Origin of the sequence: Pseudomonas sp. NPDC087336 (genome assembly GCF_044744285.1) — a bacterium.
Lineage (GTDB): Bacteria > Pseudomonadota > Gammaproteobacteria > Pseudomonadales > Pseudomonadaceae > Aquipseudomonas.
This window is the reverse complement of sequence record NZ_JBIUYA010000001.1, coordinates 49,887-62,058: the sequence shown is the minus strand read 5'-3', so window position 1 is coordinate 62,058 and position 12,172 is coordinate 49,887. Positions and strand designations below refer to the sequence as shown.

Below are 12,172 nucleotides of genomic sequence, written 5' to 3'. Positions count from 1 at the left end.
GCCCCGCAAAGCGGGGCAGTCAAACCGGGCCGAATCCGTTACTTCTGCGATTCGTGAACAACGTGCCAGACGTCTTTCATCTTGTCGCCCGTCATATCGCCAGGCTTCTTGTCCTTGATGAACGTGTAAAGCGGCTTGCCGTCGTAAGCATATTGCATCGTGCCATCATCGCGTTTGATCGTGCTCCACTTGCCATCGGCCGTGGCACCCGCCGGCGCCATCATCGGTGGCCAGTTCTTGGCGCACTCGTCATTACACATCGACTTGCCGCCGGAGTCCTTGTCAAACGTGTACAGGGTCATGCCCTTATGGTCGACCATCATGCCGTCTTTCATCATCGCCGGGTCGGCGGCGAAGGCCATGGTCGGCAGCGTTAGCGCAGCAGTCACCAGCAAAGCCTTCCAGGATTGAGCAATGTGTTTCATGGAAACCTTCCGTTTGTGGTTGTCAGGATTCGGACTTAGAGCTTAGTCCGGGTTCATGACAAGCGCCGACCAACTAAAATACTGTCACACGACTGCAATAATTCCGTTATCTAATGCGGCGCAAGACAGTTAAATGACAAGAGGATTAACGCATGGTTGGCAGGAGCATTCTGATCGTCGACGACGAAGCGCCCATTCGCGAAATGATCGCCGTTGCGTTGGAAATGGCCGGCTATGACTGCCTGGAGGCGGAGAACTCCCAGCAGGCCCACGCCATTATCGTCGACCGCAAACCGGACCTGATCCTGCTTGACTGGATGCTGCCCGGCACGTCCGGCATCGAGTTGGCCCGCCGCCTCAAGCGCGACGAACTGACCGGGGATATCCCGATCATCATGCTCACCGCCAAGGGCGAAGAGGACAACAAGATCCAGGGCCTGGAAGTCGGCGCCGATGACTACATCACCAAGCCCTTTTCCCCGCGCGAGCTGGTTGCACGCCTCAAAGCCGTGCTACGCCGTGCCGGCCCTTCCGATGGCGAAGCGCCGATCGAAGTTGGCGGCCTGCTGCTGGACCCGATTGGCCACCGCGTGACCATTGATGGCAAACCGGCGGAAATGGGACCGACTGAATACCGTCTGCTGCAGTTCTTCATGACCCACCAGGAACGCGCCTACACCCGTGGCCAGTTGCTGGATCAGGTCTGGGGCGGCAATGTGTATGTCGAGGAGCGCACCGTAGACGTGCACATCCGGCGCCTGCGCAAAGCCCTCGGCGATGCCTACGAAAACCTGGTACAAACCGTGCGCGGCACCGGTTACCGCTTTTCAACAAAAGCGTGACCCGGATTTCCCCGTTTTAGAAGTAGACAAGGACGCGCTTTCAAGTGAACCAAAACTGGCATGGCACCCTGATTCGCCACATGCTGCTGCTGGTCACCGCCTGCCTGGTGATCGGCCTGATCACCGGCTACTACGGCTGGAGCCTCGCCGCGGGGCTTGGCGTTTACCTGGCCTGGACCCTCAAGCAACTGCTACGCCTGCACGAATGGCTGCGCCTGCACAAACCCGATGAAGCACCTCCCGACGGCTACGGCCTGTGGGGCGAGGTGTTCGACAGCATCTACCATCTGCAACGTCGCGACCAACGCGTTCGCGGGCGCCTCCAAGCGGTCATCGACCGGGTCCAGGAGTCCACCGCGGCCTTGAAAGACGCGGTGGTCATGCTCGACAGCGACGGCAACCTGGAATGGTGGAACCGTGCCGCCGAAACCCTGCTGGGCCTCAAGACGCCCCAGGACAGCGGCCAACCGGTGACCAACCTGGTACGCCATCCGCGCTTCAAGGAATACTTCGAACAGGACAGCTACAACGAGCCGCTGGAAATTCCTTCGCCGACCAACGACCGGATGCGTATCCAGCTGTACATCACCCGTTACGGCAACAATGAACACCTGATGCTGGTGCGCGACGTGACGCGTATCCATCAGTTGGAACAGATGCGCAAAGACTTCATCGCCAACGTGTCCCACGAACTGCGCACGCCGCTGACGGTGATCTGTGGCTATCTGGAAACCCTGCTCGATAACGTCGAGGAAGTGAACCCGCGCTGGACTCGTGCCCTGCAGCAAATGCAGCAGCAAGGCGGGCGCATGCAAACCTTGCTCAACGACCTGCTGTTGCTGGCCAAACTGGAAGCCACCGATTACCCGTCGGACAACCAACCGGTGGCCATCGACGGCTTGCTGCAATCGATCAAGGGTGACGCCCAACAGCTCTCGGGTCAGAAAAACCAGAAAATCACCCTGGAAGCCGACCCGACGATTCTGCTCAAGGGCAGTGAAGCGGAATTGCGCAGCGCGTTTTCCAACCTGGTGTTCAACGCGGTGAAATACACCCAGGCCGAAGGCAACATCCGCATTCGCTGGTGGGGCGATGAGCAAGGCGCGCACCTGAGCGTGCAGGACTCCGGGATCGGCATTGACAGCAAACACCTGCCGCGCCTGACCGAACGCTTCTACCGCGTCGACTCCAGCCGCAATTCCAACACTGGCGGCACAGGGCTGGGTCTGGCCATCGTCAAGCACGTGCTGTTGCGTCACCGCGCGCGGATGGAAATCAGCAGCGTGCCGGGGCACGGAAGCACGTTTACCTGCCATTTCGCGCCGGCCCAGGTCAGCAAATCCCGGGTGATCAGCACCGCCGACTGATACCGGCCAGCACGCGCCACTAGGCAATTGCCCAGTCAGCCGCTACATTGGCTGACTTGTGCCTGTCTTTCAGGCGCACTTTTTTCTTTCCTTTCGAATACACGGAACCCGCAAAACTCCATCATGGACCCTTCCCCTGGCTTGTCCCTCGCAACAATATTCGCCGACTTCGGCATGATCCTTTTTGCTCTGATCCTGGTATTGCTCAACGGCTTTTTCGTTGCGGCGGAATTCGCCATGGTCAAATTGCGCTCGACCCGGGTCGAAGCCATCGCTGAACAACACGGCTGGCGCGGGCACATCCTGCGCACCGTGCACAGTCAGCTCGATGCTTACCTGTCAGCGTGCCAATTGGGTATCACCCTCGCCTCGCTGGGCCTTGGCTGGGTCGGTGAGCCGGCATTCGCGCACCTTCTGGCACCCGTACTGAGTGCCGTGGGCGTAGATTCGGCCGAAGTGGTCAAGGCCGTGTCGTTCTTCACCGCGTTCTTCATCATTTCGTACCTGCACATCGTGGTCGGCGAACTCGCCCCGAAATCCTGGGCCATCCGCAAACCCGAACTGCTGTCGCTGTGGACCGCCGTGCCGCTGTACCTGTTCTATTGGGCCATGTACCCGGCCATTTACCTGCTCAACGCCAGCGCCAACCAGATCCTGCGCATCGCAGGGCAAGGCGAACCCGGCCCGCATCACGAGCACCATTACAGCCGCGAAGAACTGAAATTGATCCTGCACTCGAGCCGTGGCCAGGACCCTAGCGACCAGGGCATGCGCGTTCTGGCCTCGGCTGTGGAAATGGGCGAGCTGGAAGTGGTCGACTGGGCCAACTCCCGCGAAGACCTGGTGACCCTGGAATTCAACGCGCCGCTCAAGGAAATCCTGGCGATGTTCCGTCGCCACAAGTTCAGCCGTTACCCGGTGTACGACAGCGAGCGCCAGGAGTTCGTCGGCCTGCTGCACATCAAGGACCTGCTGCTTGAGCTGGCGGCCCTGGACCACATTCCCGAGTCGTTCAACCTGGCCGAACTGACCCGCCCGCTGGAGCGCGTGTCGCGGCACATGCCGCTGTCGCAGTTGCTGGAGCAGTTCCGCAAGGGCGGCTCGCACTTCGCCGTGGTCGAAGAGGCCGACGGCAACATCATTGGCTACCTGACCATGGAAGACGTGCTGGAAGTGCTGGTGGGCGATATCCAGGACGAACACCGCAAGGCCGAGCGCGGCATCCTCGCCTATCAACCAGGCAAGCTGCTGGTACGGGGCGATACGCCACTGTTCAAGGTCGAACGCCTGCTGGGCATCGATCTGGACCACGTTGAAGCCGAAACCCTCGCAGGCTTGGTCTACGAAAGCCTCAAGCGCGTTCCTGAAGAGGAAGAAGTGCTGGAGGTCGAAGGCCTGCGCATCATCATCAAGAAGATGAAAGGACCGAAGATTGTGCTGGCCAAGGTGTTGATGCTGGATTAATTGGCCTCACTGCTTGCCCAACGCAAAGTTGGGCAACGCATTGACCGGTTGATTGAACTGGTACGGAATCGACACCAGCCCCATCCCGGTATTGCGCTGCACCACGAAGTGCAGGTGTGGCCCGCTGCTGTTGCCGGTATTGCCCGACAACGCCAACGGGCTGCCCACTGCCACCCGCTGCCCCTCCCGAACGCTCACCGAGCCCTGTTTCAGGTGCAGGTACACGCCCATGGTCCCGTCATCGTGCAGCACCCGCACAAAATTGCCCGACGCGTCGGTGCCACGCCCGCTCTGACTGTTTTCGGTTTTAATCACGACCCCGCCTCGCGCGGCAATGATCGGCGTACCTTCAGGCATGGCGATGTCTAGGGCGTAACGGTTCTTCGGGCCGAAGTGGCTATATTGGCCATTGGCGCCCTGACTGACCCGGAATGGCCCGCCCCGCCAGGGCAACGGGTAGCGATAGGCCATGGAGGCGCCTGCGGGGTCGCCCAGGGAATATTCAAACTTGGGGATGTAGGCAATCGGACTCCCGGCCTTAGTCGCCGTGAGCTGCGCCAGGCGAATGCTGCTGCGCAACGGCATCACCCGGCGAATCGGTCGACTGGGCGCGCCGCTGACGTTCTTCAACCCGGCGAAACTCAACTCGATCTCTACCGGCGCATACAGGTCATTGCGCACGTACACGCTGTCCACGCCGTCCTTCTTCGTGATGACGAGGTACACCTGCCGCTCAAGGCGCTCGTCCATGCGGTCCTGGAAAGTGAACACCTTGGAGCCTGTCGTGGGGCGGTCACTGTAGGAGACCACGCCATTGGCATCGGTGGACTTGTAGATGGTCATGGCCATGGCCGCGGTCGAGGCTATGAAAAGACCACAGAACAACAGCAGGCGCGCGAGCATGGGGGGATTCTGTCGAGTCAGGTTTGGAATTGAGCCTAGCAGCTGCAATGGACCCGGGTAGTCGGCAGATGTTCAGAGGGATGTACGGTAATTTCAAGGCCCTCTTCGCGGGCAAGCCTCGCTCCTGCAGGTCGGTGTTGAACCCGTAGGAGCGAGGCTTGCCCGCGAAGGCGGCCTGGCAGGCGAAGCTGGAATTACGCGCCAGGAATGAAATGTTTCTGCGCGGTACCGCGGGCAATCAGGCGGGAGAGGTAGTCCAGTTTCTGCGCGTCCTGATCGACGAAACGGAAGGTCAGCTGCAGCCAGTCGCTGTCGGGCTTGGGTTCGTGGGCCACCACGGCGTGCAGGTAGCCATTGAGGCGAGCCACTTCGGCACGCTCGCCCTGCTCCAGATCCAGTACGGCGCTGTCGAGAACCTGTGGCAAGTTGTCGGTACGCTTGACCACCAGCAGCGCTTCCTTGAGGCTCAGCGCCTTGATCACGCACTGCTGGATGCCATTGGGCAACCGCAGCTGACCCTGGCCACGCCCACCGCCGACAGCCGCCACCTGGGCTTTCACCGGCGAGTTGTTGAGCAAGCCCGGGGACGGTGCAGCGGCCACCGGAGCGCTTACGGCAGGCTTGTTGCCGGTCAATGCGTTCAGGGTATCGTTACCGAATGCCGAGATTGTCTTGGTGGCCGCCACGCTCATCAGGCTGTCGAGTTTGCCAACCTTGTGCAGCGCCTGCTTGACCTTGGTGATCAGTTGCTCGTTGGTGAACGGTTTGCTGACGTAGCCGGAAACGCCGGCCTGGATCGCCTGGACGACGTTCTCCTTGTCGCCGCGGCTGGTCACCATCACGAATGGCAGGCCTTTGAGGCTGTCTTGCTCGCGGCACCAGGTCAGCAGTTCCAGGCCGGACATTTCCGGCATTTCCCAGTCGCACAGCACCAGGTCGAAGGCCTCCCTTGCCAGCAACGACTGAGCCTTGCGGCCGTTGACCGCGTCTTCGATGCGCATGCCCGGGAAATAGTCGCGCAGGCATTTCTTCACCAGGTCACGAATGAACGAGGCATCGTCCACGACCAACACACTGACCTTACTCATCCATAACCCCTTTAAAAAATCCCGGCAAGCCTACCGTCTTACTGATGGCACATTGCCAGAAACTCAGTCACTCCGGGATTTTTCGATCGCGGGTGCTGCTTTTCGAATTCGTGAACCGCAAACGAAAACGCCCGGCCAATAGGCCGGGCGCTTTGATTGGGCAATCTTACTTATCGTCAGATTGGCCCGGAACATTAGCGGTTTCGCCGCTGGTTCCTTCAACTTCTTCCTTCATGCGCTTGAGACCCAGGTGACGTACGTCGGTGCCGCGCACCAGGTAAATCACCAGCTCCGAGATATTGCGCGCGTGGTCGCCGATACGCTCCAGCGAACGCAGTACCCAGATGATGCTCAAGACCCGCGAGATAGAGCGCGGGTCTTCCATCATGTAGGTCGCCAGCTCACGCAAGGCGGTCTTGTATTCGCGGTCGATGATCTTGTCGTACTGCGCCACCGACAACGCCAGGTCGGCATCGAAACGGGCAAAGGCATCCAGCGCATCACGGACCATGTTGCGCACCTGGTCGCCGATGTGGCGGACCTCGACGTAACCGCGCGGCGCTTCACCTTCTTCGCACAGCTGGATGGCGCGACGGGCGATCTTGGTCGCTTCGTCACCGATGCGTTCCAGGTCGATCACCGATTTGGAAATGCTGATGATCAGGCGCAAGTCGGACGCCGCCGGCTGACGACGGGCCAGAATGCGCAGGCATTCTTCGTCGATATTGCGTTCCATCTGGTTGATCTGGTCGTCGATCTCACGCACCTGCTGGGCCAGGCCGGAATCGGCCTCGATCAGCGCGGTGACCGCGTCGTTGACCTGCTTTTCCACCAGCCCGCCCATGGCCAGGAGGTGGCTGCGCACTTCCTCGAGCTCGGCGTTGAACTGCTGGGAGATGTGGTGGGTAAGGCCTTCTTTACTAATCATCTTTTCGCTCCGCGAAAGTTGCAAGCTTCAAGCTGCAAGCTTCAAGCAGTTATGTACAAGTCCTGAAATCGCACCGCTTCTTCTTGCCGCCTGCAGCTTGAAGCTCGCGGCTGTACGGCTAGCCGTACCGACCGGTGATGTAGTCTTCGGTCTGCTTCTTCGCCGGATTGGTAAACAGGGTGTCGGTGTCGCCGAACTCCACCAGTTTGCCCATGTACATGAACGCCGTGTAGTCGGAAACCCGCGCGGCCTGCTGCATGTTGTGGGTCACGATGACGATGGTGAACTTGGATTTCAGCTCGTAGATCAGCTCTTCGACTTTCAGCGTCGAGATCGGGTCGAGTGCCGAGCATGGCTCGTCGAGCAGCAGCACTTCCGGTTCCACGGCGATGGTACGGGCAATCACCAGACGTTGCTGTTGACCACCGGACAGGCCCAGGGCCGACTCGTGCAGACGGTCCTTGACCTCATCCCACAGTGCCGCGCCTTTCAACGCCCACTCGACGGCTTCGTCCAGTACGCGCTTCTTGTTGATGCCCTGGATGCGCAGGCCGTAGACCACGTTTTCGTAGATGGTTTTCGGGAACGGGTTCGGCTTCTGGAACACCATGCCTACGCGACGACGTAGCTCGGCCACGTCTTCGCCCTTACGGTAGATGTTGTTGCCGTACAAGTTGATCGCGCCTTCGACGCGGCAGCCATCCACCAGATCGTTCATGCGGTTGAAGGTGCGCAGCAGCGTGGACTTGCCGCAACCGGACGGGCCGATGAAGGCAGTCACGCGCTGTTTCGGGATGTTCATGCTGACGTCATACAGCGCTTGTTTGTCGCCGTAGAACAGGCTCAGGCCCGGCACTTCGATGGCCACGGTTTCCTGCTCGAGGCTCAGGCTCTGTTTGTCGCGACCCAGGGCCGACATGTTGATGCCGTGGGTATGTGCTTCGTGCTGCATGGGAGGCTCCCTGTGCTAACAAATTCGGTTCGATTGCCACTGGCCTCACAAAATGGGCCAGTGGTGTTGCCGTTTTCCCGTAGGAGCGGCGTGATTAGCTATCCAGCGCCTTGTACTTCTCGCGCAGGTGGTTACGGATATAGACGGCCGACAGGTTCAACGTCGCGATCACCAGCACCAGCAACAGCGCCGTGGCGTACACCAGCGGCCGCGCGGCCTCGACGTTCGGGCTCTGGAAGCCGACGTCATAGATGTGGAAGCCCAGGTGCATGATCTTCTGGTCCAGGTGCAGGTACGGGTAGTTGCCGTCCACCGGCAGCGACGGTGCCAGCTTCACCACACCCACCAGCATCAACGGCGCCACTTCACCGGCGGCGCGAGCCACGGCGAGGATCATGCCGGTCATCATCGCCGGGCTGGCCATTGGCAATACGATCTTCCACAGGGTTTCCGCCTTGGTCGCGCCGAGGGCCAACGAGCCTTCACGCACGGTGCGGGGAATCCGCGCCAGGCCTTCTTCGGTGGCCACGATCACCACAGGCACCGCCAGCAGCGCCAGGGTCAACGACGCCCAGAGCAGGCCAGGCGTACCGAAGGTCGGCGCCGGCAAGGCTTCAGGGAAGAACAGACGGTCAAGCGAGCCACCCAGCACGTAGACGAAGAAGCCCAGGCCGAACACGCCGTAGACGATGGCCGGAACGCCCGCCAGGTTGTTCACCGCGATGCGGATCACCCGGGTCAGGGTGTTCTGCTTGGCGTATTCACGCAGGTACACCGCGGCCAGTACGCCGAACGGGGTCACGATCATCGCCATGATCAACGTCATCATCACGGTGCCGAAGATCGCCGGGAAAATCCCGCCTTCGGTGTTCGCTTCACGCGGGTCGTCGCTCAGGAATTCCCAGACCTTGCTGAAGTAGAAACCGATCTTGGTGAAGGTGCCCATGGCGTTCGGCTGGTAGGCGTGAACCACTTTACCCAGGCCAATTTCGATTTCCTTGCCGTTGGCATCGCGGGCGGTGAGGCTGTCGCGGTTGAACTGCGCGTGCAGATCAGCCAGGCGTGCTTCAACGTCCTGATAACGGGCATTGAGCTCGGCGCGCTCGGATTCCATGTCCGCTTGCGCAGCGGCGTCGAGCTTGCCTTCCAGTTCCAGCTTGCGGCCGTGCAGGCGGATGCGTTCGAGACCGGCGTTGATCGCGCCGATGTCGACTTTTTCCAGGGTCTTGAGCTTGCCAGCCAGCTGATTCACGCGGTCGATCCGCGCCTGCAGCTCGGGCCATGCAGCCTCGCCTTCGGCAATCACCTTGCCGTCCTGCTTGACGTTGACCAGGTAGCCGTAGAAATTGCCCCACTCGCGACGTTCCAGCGCCATCAGTTCGACTGGCGTCGTCTGGTTGGTCAGCCACTCGCCGACGATCCAGGTGAAGTCGGTGCCGTTCAGGTCACGGTTGCCGACCTTGATCAGCTCGCGGGTCATGAATTCCGGGCCTTCGTCAGGCACCGGCAGGCCGGCGCTCTTCAAACGCGCACGCGGCACTTCTTCTTTCTGGACCACTTCGCCGATGACCAGGTGATTGGCCTGGCCGGGCACGTCGTAGCTGGCGTGGATCAGGTCCGCCGGCCAGAAGTGACCCAGGCCGCGCACGGCAATCACTGCCAGCAGGCCAATGGTCATGATGACCGCGATGGACACCGCGCCACCGCTGATCCAGACGCCCGGGGCGCCGCTCTTGAACCATCCTTTCAGGGTGTTCTGTTTCACAGACTTCTACCTTTCTTAAAGCGACGAGTATTTCTTGCGCAGACGCTGACGAATCAGTTCCGCGAGGGTGTTCATGATGAAGGTGAACAACAGCAACACCAGCGCCGAGAGGAACAGCACGCGGTAGTGGCTGCCGCCAACTTCCGACTCCGGCATTTCCACCGCGACGTTGGCCGCCAGGGTGCGCAGGCCTTCGAACAGGTTCATTTCCATGACCGGGGTGTTACCGGTGGCCATCAACACGATCATGGTTTCGCCGACCGCACGGCCCATGCCGATCATCAGCGCCGAGAAGATGCCCGGGCTGGCGGTGAGGATCACCACGCGGGTCATGGTCTGCCACGGGGTGGCACCGAGGGCCAGGGAACCCAGGGTCAGGCCACGGGGCACGCTGAACACGGCGTCTTCGGCGATGGAGTAGATGTTCGGGATCACCGCGAAGCCCATGGCCAGGCCGACCACCAGTGCGTTGCGCTGGTCGTAGGTGATGCCCAGGTCGTGGGAGATCCACATGCGCATGTCGCCGCCGAAGAACCAGTTCTCCATGTACGGGCTCATGTACAGCGACAGCCAGCCAATGAACAGGATCACCGGGATCAACAGCGCACTTTCCCAACCGTCAGGGACCTTCAGGCGGATCGATTCCGGCAGGCGGCTGAAGGTGAAACCGGCGACCAGAATGCCGATCGGCAGCAACATCAACAGGCTGAAGATACCCGGCAAATGCCCTTCGACATAAGGTGCGAGGAACAGGCCGGCGAAGAAACCGAGGATCACCGTCGGCATCGCTTCCATCAGCTCGATCACCGGCTTGACCTTGCGGCGCATGCCCGGGGCCATGAAGTACGCGGTGTAGATCGCCGCGGCGACGGCCAGGGGGGCGGCCAGCAGCATGGCGTAGAACGCGGCCTTGAGGGTACCGAAGGTCAGCGGCGACAGGCTCAGTTTCGGTTCGAAGTCGGTGTTGGCGGCAGTCGATTGCCAGACGTATTTAGGCTCGTCGTAGTTTTCGTACCAGACCTTGCTCCACAACGCGCTCCACGAAACTTCCGGGTGCGGGTTATCCAGCAGCAATGGTTGCAACTTGCCACCGGCCTCCACGATCACGCGGTTGGCCCGCGGCGACAGGCCGAACAGGCCCTGGCCTTCGACCACCTGCTCGACCAGCAAGGTACGGTGCGCAGTACTGTGGAACACGCCAAGCTTGCCGGAGGCGTCAAGGGCGACGAAGCCCTTGCGGCGCTCTTCGGCGGTGATTTCAACGATTGGCGTGGTGCCCATCTGGAAGGTGCGAATCTGCTTCAGGCGCTGCTCGCCATCTGGGTCGCGGGCCATGAACCACTGGGCCAGGCCACCTTTGGAGTCGCCAAGGATCAGCGAGATGCCGCCTACGAGCTGGGTACTGGCGGTAATTTCGGCATCACCGTTTTCCAGCAGTTTGTAGCGACCGTTGAGGCTCTTGTCGCGCAAGCTGAACACGTCGGCCTGGGCACGACCGTTGACCACATACAGCCATTGCTGACGCGGGTCGACGAAGATGTTCTTCACCGGCTCGGTCATTTGCGGCAGGTCGATGCGCATCTGCTCGTTGGTGATTTCGCCGGTCATCATGTTTTCTTCGCTGGTCAGCGACAGAACATTGAGTTGCGCACCGGTGGAGCCGACCAGCATCAGGGTCGAATCGTTGACGTTGAGGCTGACATGCTCCAGCGCACCGCCCGCTTCGTTCAGCGCGATCGGAGTTTCGCCGTAAGGGTATTCGATGGCCGGCGAGATGGTTTTCTTGCCGTCCGGATAGCTGACTTTATACGTGTGACGGAACACCAGCGCCTGACCGTTGGAAAAACCCACGGCGACCAGCGGGTGACCGGGTTGATCTTCGCCGATGGACGTTACGCTGGCGCCCGCCGGCACCGGCAGATCGACGCGCTTGAGTTCAGCGCCACTGTCGATGTCGAAGAACAGTGCCTGGCCCTTGTCGGAAACCCGCATGGCGACCTGGTTCTGTTCTTCAAGGGAAAACATCAGCGGCTTGCCGGCATCTTGCATCCAGGCAGGCGTGATGGCGTCCTTGGCGGTCAGGCTGGCACCCTGGAACAGGGGCATCACCACGTAGGCGAGAAAGAAAAAGATCAGCGTGATCGCACCGAGAACGGCGAGGCCGCCCACCAGGACGTACCAGCGGGTCAGGCGATCCTTGAGCGCGCGGATGCGGCGCTTGCGTTGCAGCTCAGGCGTATTGAAATCAATTCGCTTGGGGGGATTTGTAGTCATTGTGGAATTGGCCAGATCATTCATTCGCACACCCTAGCGATCCTGTATGACAGAAAGATGACAGTGCAGTGACGCAACAAATCCGCCACCCGGTGAAACCGGCAGCGGAGCGAGAATTTGGGGGGCCGGCGCACCGGCATTTGCAGGAGCGTAGATTGCTCGCG

The 12,172-nt window shown here is 60.7% G+C and carries 10 protein-coding genes; 3 read left to right on the top strand and 7 right to left on the bottom strand.

Features of this window, described 5'->3' with window-relative positions:
* Positions 1 to 38 precede the first annotated feature (38 nt).
* Positions 39 to 425 (bottom strand): hypothetical protein, encoded by a 387-nt coding sequence (locus ACIO0C_RS00265; protein WP_401306437.1) that lies wholly within the window; start codon positions 423 to 425, stop codon positions 39 to 41.
* Between the two features lie 152 nt (positions 426 to 577).
* Between ACIO0C_RS00265 and phoB the strand changes: the two genes are divergently transcribed.
* From phoB to ACIO0C_RS00250, 3 genes are all read left to right on the top strand, one after another.
* Complete coding sequence (gene phoB / locus ACIO0C_RS00260) at positions 578 to 1,267, top strand: phosphate regulon transcriptional regulator PhoB (RefSeq protein ID WP_008064504.1); 690 nt, start codon at positions 578 to 580, stop codon at positions 1,265 to 1,267.
* A gap of 80 nt (positions 1,268 to 1,347) precedes the next feature.
* Positions 1,348 to 2,634: a phosphate regulon sensor histidine kinase PhoR gene (gene phoR, locus ACIO0C_RS00255; protein ID WP_401307322.1), complete on the top strand. Its 1,287-nt coding sequence runs from the start codon at positions 1,348 to 1,350 to the stop codon at positions 2,632 to 2,634.
* Positions 2,635 to 2,757: 123 nt separating this feature from the next.
* The gene (locus ACIO0C_RS00250; RefSeq protein ID WP_272604052.1) at positions 2,758 to 4,098 is read left to right on the top strand and encodes a hemolysin family protein; all 1,341 of its coding nucleotides are present in this window, start codon (positions 2,758 to 2,760) and stop codon (positions 4,096 to 4,098) included.
* A gap of 6 nt (positions 4,099 to 4,104) precedes the next feature.
* On the opposite strand, the gene ACIO0C_RS00245 is transcribed toward ACIO0C_RS00250, so the two are convergent.
* The 6 genes from ACIO0C_RS00245 to ACIO0C_RS00220 form a co-directional block, all read right to left on the bottom strand.
* Positions 4,105 to 5,001, bottom strand: coding sequence for a peptidoglycan DD-metalloendopeptidase family protein (locus tag ACIO0C_RS00245; RefSeq protein ID WP_401306433.1), 897 nt, complete (start codon positions 4,999 to 5,001; stop codon positions 4,105 to 4,107).
* Between the two features lie 194 nt (positions 5,002 to 5,195).
* The gene (locus ACIO0C_RS00240; RefSeq protein WP_401306431.1) at positions 5,196 to 6,089 is read right to left on the bottom strand and encodes a response regulator; all 894 of its coding nucleotides are present in this window, start codon (positions 6,087 to 6,089) and stop codon (positions 5,196 to 5,198) included.
* Positions 6,090 to 6,255: 166 nt separating this feature from the next.
* Positions 6,256 to 7,017 carry a phosphate signaling complex protein PhoU gene (gene phoU / locus ACIO0C_RS00235; protein WP_401306429.1) on the bottom strand — a complete coding sequence of 254 codons (762 nt, stop codon included), beginning with the start codon at positions 7,015 to 7,017 and terminating at the stop codon, positions 6,256 to 6,258.
* A gap of 118 nt (positions 7,018 to 7,135) precedes the next feature.
* Positions 7,136 to 7,969, bottom strand: a complete 834-nt coding sequence (pstB, locus tag ACIO0C_RS00230; RefSeq protein WP_008064516.1) for a phosphate ABC transporter ATP-binding protein PstB — start codon at positions 7,967 to 7,969, stop codon at positions 7,136 to 7,138.
* A gap of 94 nt (positions 7,970 to 8,063) precedes the next feature.
* Positions 8,064 to 9,734, bottom strand: coding sequence for a phosphate ABC transporter permease PstA (gene pstA / locus ACIO0C_RS00225; RefSeq protein WP_401306425.1), 1,671 nt, complete (start codon positions 9,732 to 9,734; stop codon positions 8,064 to 8,066).
* A gap of 15 nt (positions 9,735 to 9,749) precedes the next feature.
* Positions 9,750 to 12,032, bottom strand: a complete 2,283-nt coding sequence (locus ACIO0C_RS00220; protein ID WP_401306423.1) for an ABC transporter permease subunit — start codon at positions 12,030 to 12,032, stop codon at positions 9,750 to 9,752.
* Positions 12,033 to 12,172 lie beyond the last annotated feature (140 nt).